The sequence below is a fragment of the Streptomyces sp. NRRL F-5123 genome, from assembly GCF_000721495.1.
In the GTDB taxonomy this organism is placed as follows: domain Bacteria; phylum Actinomycetota; class Actinomycetes; order Streptomycetales; family Streptomycetaceae; genus Actinacidiphila.
The window spans coordinates 1-16099 of record NZ_JOHY01000008.1 but is presented as its reverse complement, the minus strand read 5'-3'; the positions used below and the strand labels follow the sequence as shown (position 1 = coordinate 16099).

Genomic DNA, 16099 nt, shown 5'->3' with positions numbered 1-16099 from the left:
CCGACGGATCCGAGGACGCGCCTCCTCGGGAGCCAGATTCAGTTGAAACGACGCACCAACCACCGAAACAGAAGCCCCGACTGAGGCGGAGTTGCTGACCAACCGGGACAGATGCGGAACGACGCTGTCAGTCAGCCGAACGACCAGGGGGGTAGGAAAGGAAGGCGAGCGAGCAGAAGGCCAGCAGCGAACCGGTGGCCAGGCTACCGGCGGAATGGCCCGCGCGACGGCCTGCCAGCCAGTACGCGGCGACGACCACCAGCGAAAAGGAAACACCGAAGAAAAGGGCATTTACCAGCAACGCCGACGACTCCTCGCGAGGGGTTGAGAAAACAGGGCCTCCCAGCTGTCGGCGCCCTTCGCCGGGCACTGAGGAGGAGCTTCCCGGTCCCGATACATTCTGTGTCGAACGAGACTGGCAAGCACCTCGGCCTCCCTCTCGTCCTCCGAGGAGTAGCTCGTACGACCGGACATGCGCAGGACCAGCGTCGGGTCCAGACCGACGACGCGGGCCGCCGGGGCGTCCACGGCCAAACTCCCCGGGTGATCCATGTATACGTGTATCAATTCGTGCGTGAGGATGTGACGCTGGTGATGCACGGAAACATTCTTCTCATAGAAGACAAAGTCGCAATCGGGGGTCTCGACTCGGATTCCGCAGGGCGCGTCGAGACGTCCAGCGGCATCCAACGGCTTCACCAGGATGGCCTTCCCTCGTCGCCGCGCGATGGCGTCGCTGAGCTCGCGAGTCGTGAACCGGTGAGGCAGTCGCAATCTGTCGATACGCCGCTCATAAGATTCACGTACGCACTTGTCACACATGAGTCCGAAACCCTTCCGACTCCCCCTGCCGTTCATGCCATACCTTGCGTGTTCGCCCCAACGAACCCCACACGGGATTCAGTTGATTCCGACGTTATCGGCATGACAAAGGTCTTGGCATATGCGCTGCCACACTGCCACCCTGGTGGAGTAGCGGGTGCACCTCCTTGAACCGTCCGGCATTCGCGCGGTCGATCCCGACCCCAAAGCGGCCATGCTGAAATCAGCCAATCCGACAAGTCGTGCGGCTGCTCGCGCAGCGATCGAGAGAGTTCAACGCTGCCGATCGCCCTGTCGGAGCCTGCTGCCATGATCGCCGTAGCGTACGAGCGAGGGACGGGCGAGGACATGACGGTGGAGCAGGTGGCGCGGCGGATGGCAGCGGCGATCGTTGCCGCGGGGCCGGAAGGCTGGACGGAGTGCGTGTCGAGGGGGCACGCGGGCCGGGCGGGCACAGGCGTGTTCGGCGGCGGGTACGTGGTGCCCGGTCGGACGGGCGCCTTCTACGGGATGCCGTCCCCGCACGAGAACCTCGCCGTGCTGGGGTCCTCCTTCCAGGAAACGCACGGCTGGGAGCACGTCGCCCTGGAACTGAGGTGCCGCCCGTCCGGTGCCTTCGAGCTCGTGGTGTTCCGACACACGCTGGCGCCCGGGGGCGGCCCCGAGGACGGGTGGACGCTGACCGTCGACTCGTCCTTCGAACCGCCGGAACCAGCTGCCGCCGACAGCGCGGAGCGGTCCGCACTTCCTCAGGCCGGGGACCCGGCGGAAGCTGTCGAGCGTCTGCGGGCCCTCCTGCTCCGGCACGCCGAGGAGTCCGGCGCGGAAGCGAAGATGCCCGCCCCCGTCACCGAGGCCCAGCTCGCCGCCGCCGAGCAGCGCCTCGGCAGGCCGTTGCCCGCGGACCTGCGGGCCCTCTATCTGGAGGCGGACGGAGACGGCGACAACGAGGCACTGGACGGGTATTGCTGGATGCCGCTCGACGCCGCTCTGGCAGAACGCGACGGCTACATCGGCGTCCCGACCTGGTTCGGCTGGGACCTCGGCTGGAACCACGTGGTCCTCGACGCCGAGCCGCCGAACACGGTCCGCCGATGCACGGGGCATCCGGGCTGGCTGCCGTTCGCCACCTGGTTCGACGGGAACTTCCTCGCCGTCGACCTCGCCCCCGCCGCGAACGGCCACCCCGGCCAGGTCATCGAGGTCGGCCGGGACTTCGACGAGGGCCCGCGCTACATCGCCTCCTCCGTCACGGCCTGGCTCGGCCAGATACTGGGCCTGCCCGACCCGCACGCCCCGCAGCAGTCCGGAGACGAGGCGAACACGGTGATCGTCTCGACCCTGGACGAACACCTCACACCGGCCGTCCAGGCCATCCACCTCAACGACGCCCCCTCCCCCGTCGACCTCACCCCGCTCACCACGACCCCGCGCCTGCGCCGCCTCCACCTCAACCGCTGCGCCACCGCCGACCTCACCCCCTTGGCCGCCCTCCCTGTCGAGGACCTGACCGTCGGCCTCACCCCCGCTACCGACCTCGCCCCCCTCACCGGCCACCCCCACCTCGCCTCCCTCGCGGTCGCCTCGGAGACCCCGGTCGACCTCGCCCCGCTGCGCACCCTCCCCGCACTGCGCGCCCTCGACCTGTCCCGCTGCTCCACCCCCGACCTGGCGCTCCTGGCCGACCTCCCCGGCCTGCGCTACCTCGCCCTCTCCGAACCCCAGTGGGACGCCCTGACCACCACCGGCCGCCTCCCCGCCCACCTCGCCGGCGCCCGCCTCGCCGGAAAACCGCCCCTCACCGCCGCCCTCGCCCTGCTGGCCGCCCTCGGCGTCGACACCTCCACCGCCTACCACCTCACCGGCACCGTCCAGAACGCCATCTGACACCGCACCGACGACACCTGGCAGAAGCGCCTCAAGAATGGCTGCCAGGCGGCCTTTGTCAGTGGTGGGTCGTAGGGTGTGCGGCGTCCCTGGCCCCAGGGGTTTGTTGTCGTTCGCGGAGTTGGCACCATGCAGCCTCAGTTATACGCACATAGCCGCAGTTCGCAGTCACAGCTCAGGCACACGCTGGAAGATCACCTGCGGGGAACGGCCGCGCTGGCCCGCGGCTTCGGCGAGGTGTTCGGCGCCGGTGAGGTTGCGGAGTACCTCGCGCTGGTGCACGACGTCGGTAAGGGCTGCACGGCGTGGCAGGACCGCCTCGTCCATCACGCGGAGCCGTACGGCAAGCCGGTCGGCGTCCCCCACAAAGGGGCGGGGGCCGAGCTGGTGGATCGGTTCGTGGGCCGGCCGTTCGCGGCCGCCGTGGAGGGGCACCACGGGGGGCTCCCCGATCTGCAGGCGCTCGCTGCCGTCCTGGCCAAGGTCAAGGCGGCCGGCCCGGAAGGGGTTCAGGCTCGCGAGGCCTTGCAATCGGTGGCTCAGGTGGTGCCCGAGATCGTGCGGGACCGGCGGGTCCCGTTGCCGCAGTGGCTCTCCGGGCTGGGCGCCGACCGGATGAGGCTCGGCGTGGATCTGCTGGTGCGCATGCTCTTCAGCTGCCTCGTCGATGCGGATTACCTCGACACCGAGGCGCACTTCACGGGAGCCCCGGTGCGCCTGGCTGCGCCGGTGGACATGGGCGGCCTGGTGAAGCGGTTCGAGGAGCGCCGATCGGCGTTCCTCCGGGGCCGGGCGACGACGCCGGTGGCGCATCTGCGTGAGCGCGTCTACCAGGAGGCGGTTGCCGCAGCCGACGGCGAGCCGGGCATGTTCGTTCTGCACGTTCCCACCGGTGGGGCGAAGACGCTGGCAGCCGGTGGGTTCGCCCTGCACCACGCGGCGGCGCACGGGATGCAGCGCGTCATCGTCGCTGTGCCGTACACGAGCATCACCGAGCAGAACGCCAAGGTGTACCGGGATCTTCTCGATCCGCCCCGTACGGGGAACGAAACACCGGTGGTCCTGGAACACCACAGTTCGGTGGAGATCGACGAGGACGACGACGTCAGCGAGTGGGCCCGGCTGACCGCGGAGAACTGGGACGCCCCCTTCGTGGTGACGACCACCGTGCAGCTCTTCGAGTCGTTGTTCGCGCGTAAGCCGTCCGCGATGCGGAAGCTCCACCGCGTCGCCGGCTCTGTGATCGTCCTCGACGAGGTCCAGGCGCTCCCCGACCGGCTGCTGATCCCGATCCTCAGCGGTCTGCGGGATCTTGTGGAGCACTTCGGCGTGACCGTGGTCCTGGCCTCGGCGACCCAGCCGGAATTCTGGTCGCTGCCGGAGATGCAGGGCGTACCGAAGCACATGGTCGTCTGCGACACCGCGGCATTGTTCGAGCAACTGCGACGCGTCGAGTACGAGTGGCGGCTGGGTGAGGACGTCACCTGGGACAGCGTCGCCGAGGAGATCGCTGCAGACGGCGGGCCGCAGGTGCTCTCTATCGTGAACACCACGAAGGACGCGGCTCACTTGCACCGCCTGCTCAAGGAGCGCATCAGCGGCAAAGTGGTGCACCTGTCGACGCGGATGACCGGCGGGCACCGCCGGGAGGTCATCGAGGAGATCCGCGCCGATCTCCGGGACGGCGCTCCGGTGCGGGTCGTGTCCACGTCGCTGATCGAAGCGGGGGTCGATGTCGACTTTCCGCGGGTCTACCGGGCGTGGGCTCCGGCCGAATCCCTTCAGCAGGCCGCAGGCCGGTGCAACCGCGAGAGCTTGCTGCCCGGTCTGGGCACGGTGGTCGTCTTCCGGCCGAGCGACGGCAGCCAGCCGAACGACGGCGTCTACAAGTCGGCGCTCCAGGCGACCGAGCTGTACTTCGGGCCCGACCTCGCCACGCCGGACGATCTGGACTCCCTGCGCAGCTACTACGGCAAGCGCTACGCCTACCTCGGGAGCGGCGGCCGGCCGATGGGTGAGGACGTCGAGAGCGCCCGCCGCGGACTCGACTTCCCCGAAGTGGACAAGCTCTTCCAGATGATCGACAACCAGCACGCGAGACCGGTCCTGGTCATACGGGAGAACGGCGCCGCGGAGGAGATCGAGGCGGACGTCGCCGCGCTGCGCGACCCCTACGGACGCCTCAAGGATCTGTCGGGCGTCTTTCGCAGACTCCAGCCCCACATCGCCTCCCTGCCGCGGAACGAGGTCGACGACGCGTTGAAGGTGGGTCTCGCCGAGCCGGTGGTCGGCGACCTGGTGCTGTGGCTGGGCCGCTACGACTCGGAACGGGGTCTGGAGCCCGAGCATCCGGAAGACCGTAGCGCTTACCAGATCTGACTGATGTTTTCCCAACTTCTCATGATTTACGACCAGTTGTGCTTACCCTGAGGCACTATTTGCTCACCACGTGTCGCCCGCGAGGGCTGGGTGGGGCACCGCGCACTGGTCGTGGGCGTGTGAATCCAAGGAGGAATGGTGTGAGTACGTCCTTGCCGAGTGCCCGCCGCGAACGGCGTGGCAACGGCGGTTGGGCCTTCCCGGACCTGGTGGTCGAGACCTGGGGTGACCTGGCCTGCTTCACAAGGCCGGAGCTGAAGGTCGAAAGGGTCAGCTACCCAGTGATGACCCCCTCGGCCGCGACCGGCCTGCTGGAATCGATCTTCTGGAAGCCGCAATTCAACTACGCCATCACCAGGATCGAAGTCCTCGCCCCCATCCGGTGGATGCAGGTCCGCCGCAACGAGGTGCAGTCGGTCGTCTCCGACCAGCGGGTGGCGCAGCTCCGCGCGGACCGCACGGCCCGCTACGACGCCTCCGAGGACCGGGACCAGCGCAACACCGTGGCCCTGCGCGACGTCCGGTACCGCATCCACGCCCAGGTGGTGACCGTCTCGCAGGAGGAGAGCCCTGAGGAGAAGTACCGCCAGCAACTCCGCAGGAGGGTGGAGCGCGGTGCGTGCTTCTCGCAGCCGTTCTTCGGCTGCCGGGAATTCACGGCCCAGTTCGGTCCCGCCGACCCGGCCTACGAAGTCCAGCGGGATTGCACACAAGAGCTGGGCCTCATGCTGCACTCCATCGCCTACACCCCGCAGGGCGAGCGCTACCGCTGGTTCCGCGCCTCGGTCAGCGAAGGGGTCATGGAGGTGCCGCTCGCACCGCTGCCGGACGAGGCGGTCGCCATGCCGACCGGCTCACAGCGTGCCGCCCGGGCCGGACGGTGACGGCGTGCTGCTGCAGAAGCTCACCGCGTACGCGGATCACGTCGCCGAGACGCTGCCGGCCGAGTTCTACCGGGAGAAGCAGATCCACTGGATCCTGGACATCGCCGAGGACGGAGCCGGCGCGGAACTGCGGGACAGACGCGTACCGGCGAAAGCACGGGACCAGGCGCTGATCCAGCCGGTTCCCTACGTGCAGCGGTCCGGCACGAAGGTGCCGCCCTACCTGCTGGTGGACTCCGCGGAGTTCGTCCTCGGTCTACCCAAGACCGCCGACAAGGCTGCCGGTCCCTCGGAGAAGGAGATCGCCGAAGCTGAACGGCGGAACGCCGCCTATCGGGAGTTGGTCCTGCGGTGGGCCGACGGTCAGGCCGGAGATGCGCGCGCGGACGCCGTACGGACATTCTTCACCTCTGACGCTCTCGTGAGGATGAAGAAAGACCTTCCGGACATCGACGCCAAGGACACGGTGGCGTTGATGGTCGGGACGCAGTTCCTCCACGAGGAGCCCTCGGTGAAGGAGCTGTGGGCTCTCGTAGCCCGCGAACGCAAGGGCGGCGAGGTCGGTCTCTGCCTGGTGTGCGGCGAGTACGGCGCCCTGCTCGCGACGATTCCCGAGCCGGTCAAGAAGGGCGCGATCCCGAGCGCCGGAGGGACGAACGAGGGGCAACTGGTCTCGATCAACACGTCGGCCCAGGGCCGCAACGGTGTCATGCAGCTCGCCAACACGCCGATTTGCGACCGATGCGGCGCCAGGGCCATGGCCGGCCTCAACCATCTCCTGTCCCGGCCCGGCCACCACCACCGCATGCCCGGCGAGGGGGTCATGGTCTGGTGGACGCGCGAGAACTCCGAGGACACCCTGGAGGCCCTGCTCTTCGGCGGCGAGCCCGATCCGGCGGCCATCAGCCACGCCATCTCCGTGCTCCACAAGGCCCCCGATCCCGTGGCCGGGCAGCTGGTCTCCCCCGACGACTTCCACAGCCTCACCCTCGGCCTCAACAACGCGCGCGTCGTCGTCCGCGAGTGGCTGGACCTCCCCGTGGAGCAGCTCCAGGCCAACCTGGGCGCCTGGTACGAGGACCACGGCGTGCACAACGGCTGGACCGGCGAGACGCAGTACGTACCCCTGTGGCAGCTGACGCTGTGCATGGGACGGGCGAGCGGCGACCGCTACGTGAAGGACACCGCCCCGCACGGCATGCAGACCGCCCTCGTGCACAGCGCCCTGCACCGCGCTCCGCTGCCGGCCTGGGTACTGCCCCGCCTGCTGCTGCGCATCCACGCCGACGCCCGCGTCGACGCCCCGCGCATCGCGCTGCTGCGCCTGATCCTCAACCGCTCCGCCTACCCCGAGGACCACCTCATGCCGACCCTCGACCCGGACCAGCACGACGTCCCGTATCTCTGCGGGCGGGCTTTCGCCGTCCTGGAGGCCATCCAGCGTGCGGCGCTGCCGAAGCTCAACACCACGCTGCGGGACAAGCACTTCCGTACGGCCGCCACCGCCCCGGGCACCACGCTCACCCACCTGCGCTTCGACGCCATGGCCCACCTGAAGCGGCTGCGCCGTGACAACAAGGGCGCCGGCATCGCCCTGGAGAACCGGCTGACGGAGATCTTCCAGGGCATCGACCACCTGCCCGTCCATCTCACTCCCCGGCAGCAGGCACGGTTCGTCATCGGATACGAGCACCAGCGTGCCGACGACCTCGCCGCCCGACGCGCCCGCAAGGCCGAGAAGGACGCCAGGAAGGCGTCCGACGAGCCGACCACCGCCTGACCCGCCCTTCTACGTTCACCCGCAAGGAGTACCGACTCGTGAGCGTCGCACCTCACCTCGACCCCACCCGCAAGCACGACTTCGCCTTCCTCGTCGACTGCCTCGACAGCAACCCCAACGGCGACCCCGACAACGGCGGGATGCCCCGTACCGACCCGATCACCGGGCAGGGCCTGATCACCGACGTCGCGATCAAGCGGAAAATCCGCAACACCGTCGCGATGTTCAACGAGCACGAGAGGCGGCCCGGCTACGAGATCTACGTGGAGGCCGGGGTCGCCCTCAACGCCCAGCACGAGCGGGCCTACGCGGCCGACCAGGGCAACGCCACTGACAAGAAGAGCGCCCAGGCCTGGATGTGCCAGAACTTCTTCGACGTGCGCATGTTCGGCGCCGTGATGTCCACCGGCAAGAAGGACAAGCAGGCGGGCCGGGTGCAGGGACCCGTGCAGATCGGGTTCTCCCGCAGCATCGACCCGGTCACGCCCTTCGACATCGGCATCACCCGTGTCACGCCCACCAAGCAGGAGGACGTAGACGCGTGGAACGACCCCGACCCCAAGAAGACGGAAGGGGGGAAGGAGACGGAGATGGGCTCCAAGCACATCGTGCCCTACGGCCTGTATCGCGGCGCCGGCCACTTCAGCGCCCCCCTCGCCGCCCGCACCGGCGTGACGAGTGACGACCTGGCCACGTTCTGGCGTGCCTTCACGCTCATGTTCGACCACGACCGGGCGGCCGCCCGCGCCAACATGGCCCTGCGCGGCCTCTACGTCTTCACGCACGAGGACGCCTTCGGGCGCGCACCGGCCCACACCCTGCTCGACCTCGTCGCCGTGAAGCCCCTGGGCGACGCCAGCGCCCGGTCCTTCACTGACTACGGGACCGTCGAGATCCACGACGCCGACCTGCCCGCCGGCGTCACCCTCACGACCCTCCGGACGATCGCCCAGTGACGTGACCGCCACCACCGCTCGGGGCGGGCAGAGGGAGACAGGCCTCGTGCAGGTCTCCCTCTCCTCCCTGGAGCACTACGCCTACTGCCCCAGGCAGTGCGGGCTGATCCTCCTGGAGGACGCCTTCACCGACGATGCGGCAACCGTCCGCGGCACCCTCCTCCACCAGCGAGTCGACACACCGGGAGCGCAACGTCGCGCCACCGTACGCACCCTGCACGCTCTCCCCGTGTGGCACGACGGCCACGGGCTGACCGGCGTCTGCGACACCGTGGAGATCCACGCCGACGGCCGGATCCTGCCCGTCGAGCACAAGTCGGGCCGCTACGTCCCCGGAGGACCGGCGGACGTCCAGGTCGCGGCCCAGGCGATGTGCCTGGAGGGGATGTTCGACCACCCCGTCCCCGAAGCCGCGATCTACTCGGCTGCAGACCGGCGACGACACCTGCTCGCTGTCGACGCGGCACTGCGCACCCGCGTGCTGGAAGTGACCGCCGCCGTACGCACGCTGCTCGCGGGGCAGACCCTCCCGGCCGCGCTCGCGGACAGCCGTTGCCGACGCTGCTCCATGGTGACCGGCTGCATGCCCGACGTTCTCGCGGCGACCGACCGCTTCCAACGAGCCCTCACCGACCTCTACCGCATCGACAACGCTCCGGACGGCGACGAGTGACCACCGAACTCCTCAACACCCTCTACGTCCAGACCCAGGGCACGCAGCTACGTCTCGAGCAGGACTCGCTGCGCGTCCGCATACCCGACGTGTCAGGGCGCAAGATCCTTCCGCTCAAGCGCATCGAGAGCATCGTGGTGTACGGCCACGTCGACCTGTCCACCGAGCTGATCACGCGCTGCGCCCAGGACAACCGCCCGGTCACCTGGATGACCCAGGGAGGCCGCTACCTCGCCAGGCTGGACAGCGCCGTGCACGGCAACGTCCTGCTCCGGCACGCCCAGCACCAACTCCACGACGACCCCGCGGCGCGGCTCGGCATCGCGCGCAACATCGTCGCCGGCAAGATCCGGAACAGCCGCTGGATCCTCCTGCGCGCCGCCCGGGACGCGACCGCCGCGCCGCGCGACCGCATGCGCGCGGTGATCGGCGAACTCGAAGGCGCCCTCGCGGCCACGGCGACGGCCGAGTCGCTCGACGTCGTCATGGGCATCGAGGGCAACGCGGCCCGTGCCTACTTCACTGCCCTGCGCGACGCGCTTCGCCCGGTGGAAGGAATCCCCGCCTTCACCCACCGCAACCGCCGCCCGCCCACGGACCCGGTCAACGCACTGCTTTCTTTCACGTACGGCCTCCTCCGCGGGCTCGTCCACGGAGCGGCCGAACAGGTCGGCCTCGACCCGTACATCGGCTTTCTCCACGGCCTGCGCCCCGGTAAGCCGGCTCTCGCCCTCGACCTGATGGAGGAATTCCGCCCCGTCCTCGCCGACCGCTTCGCCCTCACCCTCTTCAACCGCCGACAACTGCGGCCCGAGCACTTCGAGAACATCACCGGCGGCTCCGTGCGCCTCACCGACGACGGCCGGAAGGCCGTCATCGCCGCCTGGCAGGAATGGAAAACCCAGCCCTGGGAACACCCACTTGCCGGCCGCGATGCCCCCGCAGGACTCCTCCCCACCGTCCAGGCCCGCATCCTCGCCCGCCACTTGCGGGGCGAACTCCCCGGCTACCTGCCCTGGACCGCCCAGTGACGGACCTCCTAGTCACCTACGACGTCGAAACCACGTCGCCGGAAGGCCGCCGCCGCCTGCGGAGAGTCGCCAAACTCTGCGAGGGCTACGGGCTGCGCGTCCAGAAGTCCGTCTTCGAGATCGTCGCCGACGAGAAGGATCTCCTCCAGCTCCTGGCCACGCTCGACCACGTGATCGACACGGACACCGACAACATCCGCGTGTACCGCCTCCCGCCGAACGGCTTCAGGGACGTCCACACGCTGGGTGTCGCGAGCGCGCTGCCGCACCGGGAGGATTTGGTTATCTGACCGGTGGCGCCTTGGCCCCACGGGAGCTCTCGGCTGGCTCTGAGGCACGTCCGCCTCGCCCGGTCCGCGACAACGACCGGCCGGGGAGGCGAACGAGGCGGTGCTGTCCTCACGGGCAGCGATAGTGGCAGCCTTGAGGCCTGGCACACCACCGTGGTTGCGATCCGCCGCCGCCCCGGAGGGCAGCGGCCACGGGGCAGCTTCCTCGCCGGTCTGCTCGCGGGTCCAGTTGCGATCCTTCGCCGTCTCGGGGGACGGTGGCCACTTGTCGTGCGCCTGCTCCACTGCGTTGATGCGCAGGTAGCTGTGATCCTCCGCCGCCCCGGAGGGCGGCGGCCACTGGTGCTCGACACGAAGGTCAACCACTCGTACAGCGGTTGCGATCCTCCGTCGTCCCGGAGGGCGACGGCCACCACGGCCGCGTCCACGAGGTTACCGCCGCCCTTGGTGTTGCGATCCTCCGCCGCCCCGGAGGGCAACGGCCACCGGCGCCGGGTTCTCCACGGGCGGCGAACACCCGGCCGTCGCCGGTCTCGGTGTTCTCGTTGCGATCCTCCGCCGTCCCGGAGGGCGGCGGCCACGGCCTGACCATCTGCCAGGGCGCCCCGGCCTTCGCCGTTGCGATCCTCCGTCGTCCCGGAGGGCGACGGCCACACCGCCCCCGACCCGGCCGACCTCGGCCATCACGACGTTGCGATCCTCCGTCGTCCCGGAGGGCGGCGGCCACGTGGGTCGGCGGTTCTACGAGATGGACCAGGGAGTGTTGCGATCCTCCGCCGTCCCGGAGGGCGGCGGCCACCAGCGCGGGCAGTTGCCTACGGCCGTGACGCTGCTGTTGCGATCCTCCGCCGTCCCGGAGGGCGACGGCCACTTCAAGATCCCCGGCGGTGACCCCGGGTACGTGTTGCGATCCTCCGCCGTCCCGGAGGGCGACGGCCACCTCGGGGCGCGCCTCGATTCCGTCAAGCGCGACGTTGCGATCCTCCGCCGTCCCGGAGGGCGGCGGCCATTGCCGTTGACCGCCGCGACCGTTCCCGCGGACACGTCGTTGCGATCCTCCGCCGTCCCGGAGGGCGGCGGCCATTCCCGCGGCAGGTGGCCGGGGTGATGGTCGACGCCACGTTGCGATCCTCCGCCGTCCCGGAGGGCGGCGGCCATCCGGGGCGGTCGGCATGTTCACGCTGGGGACGTGGTTGCGATCCTCCGCCGTCCCGGAGGACGGCGGCCATACCTGAACCAGTCGAGGATCGACTGCAGGAGCCGGAGTTGCGATCCTCCGCCGTCCCGGAGGGCGACGGCCACGGTACTTGGCCAGCGTAGTCCTGCCCGGTGGGGTCTTGCTGACAGGAGCTCGCGGGGGTCAAGTGGGTCAATATCCGACATTATCCTTCGGTGCGAACCGCGTGGCGCGTGTGCACTTGAGGTTCCGAAGCAACAGGCCGCCAGCCCTCACGGCTCGGCGCGAACTTCGCCGTGATCAAGCAGTCCAAACGTGACGCTGGCGCGAACTTACCTCAGGACGGGCAAGCAACGCCCCCAGAGGGAGATCGGAACACCGATCTGACTGTGCGGAGCACGGCCGACGCAGCGCACCGGAGACGGCGAGCGAATAGGCCACCTGAAGTGACGCCCGCTGTCGCCCCCGGCGTCGTCAGAGGTGGTCGCCTGGCGAAGCCTCCACGAGCGGCGCCGGGGCGATGCGCCCAGCTGTGACGAGACGGGCACCCGGCCAACGCCCCCTCGCCAGGGCCCGCTCAGGGCGGAACTTCGCCCGTTCGCGTGAACTCATGGTCGTTCCGGACGCCGGTCCGGCCGAAGACGAGATTTGCGCGCGCATCCGCAGCTCAGAGTCATCAGATGATGCGTCAGTAAACTCAGCATCGGGTCAGCATCAGTCCTGGAATGCCAGGTCACAGCCGGTCCCACAAGAGAATCGCCGAGGCCCTCCGGACCGGGTCCGCGACGGTTCCGCCACGGCTCATGCGTGCCCTCCCGGGGCCGCGGTGCCCGCCGCGTCGGAGCACCACGGCGAGGGCACCGGAGAGGGGAAAACCCCAGCTCAGCGCTCCCGCCCCCGCGGCTTCAGCGGCGTCGGAGGGAGGGCGGGGGCCTCCAGGCGGGGGCCCGCGTAGCCGTGGACCTCGCCGAAGCGGGTGCCGGTGCGCCAGGCCTCGCGGGCCTCAACGATGTCCTCACCTGACCGGCCGACGAAGTTCCAGAACATGACGATGCGTTCGGCGAAGGGCTCGCCGCCCAGGAGCATCAGGGAGCTGTCGGTCGTGGCGTGGAGGGGGAGTTCGGTGCGGCCGGCGCCGAGGTAGAGCATGGAGCCGGGGGTGAGGCGGACGCCGTCGACGTCGGTGGAGCCGGACATGGGGAGGGCGGCGTACTCGAAGTCGGGCTGGAGGGGGAGGCGGGCGCTGGCGCCCTCGGAGAGGGTGAGGTCCGCGCCGACGAGGGGGGTGTAGGTGGTGCCGGGTGAGACCGTGCCGTCGAGGTCGCCCAGGATGACGGTCGCGTGCAGGCCACTGCCCGTGACGGTGGGCAGTTCCGGGTGGTGCTCGAAAGCGGGCGGGATGTCCAGGTCCGTGCCGGGGAGGGCGACCCAGAGCTGGGCTCCGTGCAGGTAGCGCGCGTGTTCGCGAGGGGATTCCTCGGAGTGCGAGATGCCGCGTCCGGAGGTCATCAGGCCCAGCTCGCGCGGGCGTACGGTCTGCTTGCTGCCCAGGCTGTCGCGGTGCAGCACCTCGCCTTCGTGCAGCCAGCTGACGGTCTGCAGGCCGGTGTGCGGGTGCGGCGGCACCTGCATGCCGGGCTCCTGGGCGATGTCGTCGGGGCCGTAGTGGTCGACGAAGCACCAGGCGCCGACCATGCGCCGGCCGAGGTTCGGCAGCAGCCTGCGCACCTGCGTGCTCTCGCCGAGCGGCACCGTGCGGGCGGTGAGCAGTTCGTGGACGGGGGCGGCGGAGACGTCCTGGCGGCCGCCGCAGACGGTGGCCGCGGGCTTCACATCGAGATTGCTCATGCGTCGATCATGCACCGGGGCGCCCGTCCGGACGCGGGAGCGGGTGGTTGAATCGCCGTATGAGCGAAGGCATTGACGGGGACACGGACGCGGGCGGACTCTCCGCGGACGAGGTCATCGACATCGTCGACGAGCACGACGTGGTCGTCGGGCGGGCCCGGCGCGCCGACGCGTACGCCCGCGGCCTGCGCCACCGCGCCGCGTTCGTCCTCGTGACCGACGGCGCCGGACGGGTGTTCGTCCACCGCCGCACCCCGCAGAAGCTGATCTTCCCCTCCCTGTACGACCTGTTCGTGGGCGGCGTGCTGGGCACGGGCGAGTCCTACGACGAGGCCGCGCACCGCGAGGCCGAGGAGGAGCTGGGGGTCAGCGGGCTGCCGCAGCCCGAGCCGCTCTTCCGCTTCCTCTACGAGGAGGGCGGGCACAGCTGGTGGTCCGCCGTCTACCGGGTGCGCTGCGACCTGCCGGTGGCGCCGCAGCCGGAGGAGGTCGCCTGGCACGGCTTCCTGACGCAGGAGGAGCTCGCACTGCGGCTGACGGAGTGGCAGTGGGTGCCGGACGGCCTGGAGGCCTACCGCCGGCTGCTGGCCTGGCGCGCGGAGCACCCCGGGCGGGACTGAACCGGGCGGGGCTCGACCGAGCAGCACCGAACCGGGCGGGGCCGCCCCTGCTCGGCCGGACCCCCCACCGCCCCGGCCCCTCAGAGCAGCAGCAGCCCCGCCAGCACCGACACCGCGTTCGCCGCCGTCGAGGCCGCGTACGGCGCGGGCCCGCGCAGCCGCAGCAGACGTGCCGTCAGCCACCCCTCGGCCAGCACCACCGCGGCCTCGGCGCACGTGAGGGCGGGCCAGTAGGCGGCGAGCGGCACATGGCGGAGGAACCACCACAGGGGCGGGTGCGTCACACAGTTGACGATCACCGCGGCGGCCGCCGTACGCCCTGGCGGGGCCTGGGACGCGGCGGCCAGCGCGGCCGCGTAGACGGGCACCTCGGTCGCCACGGTGAGGGCGAGGGCCGCGGGATAGGACACGGCGGGATCGTGTCACGGGGAGGGAAGGCATGGCCAGTGCGGTCGGAGCGGGGGTGGCGGCCGGCGGTCTGCGCGGCCGTCATCCGGTCCGCGGCAGCGGGGCGCGGGGCGGCGGCGCGGGGAGCGGCGGCGCGCGGGAGGCGCGAGCGGTGGGCAGCGGCCCGGTCGCCGGCTTCGCGCTGCTGACGGTGGCGGTCCTGGCCGTGTCGCTGCGGATGCCCGCGGGCACCGCGGTGGTGGGGCTGGCGAGCCTGGGCATCCTGCACAACGTGCTGGAGCTGCGCTACATGGCGGGCCGCTTCGAGCAGGTGCTGCACGGCGCCTTCCTGCGGCTGCTGGCCGCGCTGATCACCGGCATCGTGCTGTGCCGGGTGCTGCCCGCCTCTGCGGCCACCCGCGACGGCGAGATCCTGCTGGCGTACGGGCTGCTCGCGGTGGCGTGCGCGCACGCGCTGCGGCACCGCCCGTGGGTGCTGGCGGCGGCGGGTGCGGTGATCGCGGCGTCCACGGCGGCATCGCTGAGCTTCCCCGCTTACCACTTCGTCGTCCTCACGCATCTGCACAACGTGGTGCCGCTGGTCTTCCTGTGGGAGTGGTCGCGCGGCATGGGCCGCGGCCGCCGGCTCTTCCGGGCGGTGCAGGCCTGCTGGGTGCTGGTGATCCCGGCGCTGATCCTGGCCGGCGCGTTCGACCCCCTGATGGGCGCCGGCTCGGGCTGGACCAGGCGGCTGTCCGCGACGTACACCCCTCCCGCGTGGCTGCACAGCGGTGCCGACCTGCGCTTCGTCACCGTCTTCGCCTTCATGGCGCTCATGCACTACCTGGTGTGGGTGTGGTTCATGCCGCGCTACGCGCCCGACGCGACCGCGGCCTTCGAGCGGCGGGTGCCGGTGCTGAACGCCCGCCGGGCATGGGCGCTGGGCCTCGGCGCGGGCGCCGCGCTCGCCGCGCTGTTCGTGAGCGACTACGACCAGGGCACCTCGGTCTACGCGGCGCTGGCCAGCTACCACGCCTACCTGGAATTCCCGGTCCTGCTGATGCTCGTCCTGGGCATGGGCCCGAAGGCCGCCCCCGCCACCGCCCCCTCCACCACGACCACCGCTGCCGCCGGAGGCACCGTATGACCACGACCAGCACCGCCACCGTCCTGCTCGCCGACATCGCCCCCCGCCGGGATTCGGGCGGCGGCGGCGACCACACCGCCGTCATCGTCGTGTCCGTCGTCCTGGCCGTGGCCCTCGTCGTGCTGGTGTACGCGGCGATGCAGCGTCGCCGCAGGTGAACGGGGTCGTGGGCGGGCCGGGGCGGGGCCCGCGGGCGGCCCGGGGCGGGGCCCGCGGGT

General features: G+C 70.5%; 14 protein-coding genes. 11 read left to right on the top strand and 3 right to left on the bottom strand.

The genetic code is table 11. The annotated features are described in order from the left end of the window. Window positions 1–127: 127 nt before the first annotated feature. Window positions 128–301, bottom strand: a complete 174-nt coding sequence (locus tag IH54_RS46120; protein ID WP_199923365.1) for a hypothetical protein — start codon at window positions 299–301, stop codon at window positions 128–130. 830 nt (window positions 302–1131) lie between these two features. Here IH54_RS46120 and IH54_RS47605 point away from each other — a divergent pair. The 8 genes from IH54_RS47605 (at window position 1132) to cas2 (ending at window position 10702) form a co-directional block, all read left to right on the top strand. Then, window positions 1132–2709 (top strand): SMI1/KNR4 family protein, encoded by a 1578-nt coding sequence (locus IH54_RS47605; RefSeq protein WP_052397257.1) that lies wholly within the window; start codon window positions 1132–1134, stop codon window positions 2707–2709. 129 nt (window positions 2710–2838) lie between these two features. Continuing rightward, the gene (locus IH54_RS0109710; protein ID WP_043180387.1) at window positions 2839–5088 is read left to right on the top strand and encodes a CRISPR-associated endonuclease Cas3''; all 2250 of its coding nucleotides are present in this window, start codon (window positions 2839–2841) and stop codon (window positions 5086–5088) included. A gap of 140 nt (window positions 5089–5228) precedes the next feature. After that, complete coding sequence (gene cas5c / locus IH54_RS0109705; RefSeq protein ID WP_031514921.1) at window positions 5229–5972, top strand: type I-C CRISPR-associated protein Cas5c; 744 nt, start codon at window positions 5229–5231, stop codon at window positions 5970–5972. 4 nt (window positions 5973–5976) lie between these two features. After that, the gene (gene cas8c, locus IH54_RS0109700; RefSeq protein WP_159011764.1) at window positions 5977–7752 is read left to right on the top strand and encodes a type I-C CRISPR-associated protein Cas8c/Csd1; all 1776 of its coding nucleotides are present in this window, start codon (window positions 5977–5979) and stop codon (window positions 7750–7752) included. 38 nt (window positions 7753–7790) lie between these two features. Further along, the gene (cas7c, locus tag IH54_RS0109695; RefSeq protein WP_031514917.1) at window positions 7791–8708 is read left to right on the top strand and encodes a type I-C CRISPR-associated protein Cas7/Csd2; all 918 of its coding nucleotides are present in this window, start codon (window positions 7791–7793) and stop codon (window positions 8706–8708) included. Window positions 8709–8754: 46 nt separating this feature from the next. Next, on the top strand, window positions 8755–9381 hold the full coding sequence (gene cas4, locus IH54_RS0109690; protein ID WP_031514915.1) for a CRISPR-associated protein Cas4: 627 nt from the start codon (window positions 8755–8757) through the stop codon (window positions 9379–9381). Beyond that, on the top strand, window positions 9378–10412 hold the full coding sequence (gene cas1c / locus IH54_RS0109685) for a type I-C CRISPR-associated endonuclease Cas1c (protein WP_031514913.1): 1035 nt from the start codon (window positions 9378–9380) through the stop codon (window positions 10410–10412). The genes cas4 and cas1c overlap by 4 nt, the downstream gene beginning before the upstream one ends. Further along, window positions 10409–10702, top strand: coding sequence for a CRISPR-associated endonuclease Cas2 (cas2, locus tag IH54_RS0109680; RefSeq protein WP_199923364.1), 294 nt, complete (start codon window positions 10409–10411; stop codon window positions 10700–10702). Before cas1c ends, cas2 begins: the two co-directional genes overlap by 4 nt. Before the next feature lie 2059 nt (window positions 10703–12761). Here cas2 and IH54_RS0109670 read toward each other — a convergent pair. Next, on the bottom strand, window positions 12762–13727 hold the full coding sequence (locus IH54_RS0109670; RefSeq protein ID WP_031514906.1) for a pirin family protein: 966 nt from the start codon (window positions 13725–13727) through the stop codon (window positions 12762–12764). 59 nt (window positions 13728–13786) lie between these two features. Between IH54_RS0109670 and IH54_RS0109665 the strand changes: the two genes are divergently transcribed. Next, the gene (locus tag IH54_RS0109665; RefSeq protein ID WP_052397256.1) at window positions 13787–14347 is read left to right on the top strand and encodes an NUDIX domain-containing protein; all 561 of its coding nucleotides are present in this window, start codon (window positions 13787–13789) and stop codon (window positions 14345–14347) included. An 80-nt stretch (window positions 14348–14427) separates the two neighbouring features. Here IH54_RS0109665 and IH54_RS0109660 read toward each other — a convergent pair whose 3' ends face one another. After that, window positions 14428–14757, bottom strand: a complete 330-nt coding sequence (locus IH54_RS0109660) for a hypothetical protein (RefSeq protein ID WP_031514902.1) — start codon at window positions 14755–14757, stop codon at window positions 14428–14430. Between the two features lie 29 nt (window positions 14758–14786). On the opposite strand from IH54_RS0109660, the gene IH54_RS0109655 reads away from it, so the two are divergent. Together IH54_RS0109655 and IH54_RS45440 are read left to right on the top strand one after the other, a co-directional pair. Further along, window positions 14787–15881: a hypothetical protein gene (locus IH54_RS0109655; protein ID WP_052397255.1), complete on the top strand. Its 1095-nt coding sequence runs from the start codon at window positions 14787–14789 to the stop codon at window positions 15879–15881. Further along, window positions 15878–16039, top strand: coding sequence for a hypothetical protein (locus IH54_RS45440; protein WP_159011762.1), 162 nt, complete (start codon window positions 15878–15880; stop codon window positions 16037–16039). Before IH54_RS0109655 ends, IH54_RS45440 begins: the two co-directional genes overlap by 4 nt. Window positions 16040–16099: the final 60 nt, after the last annotated feature.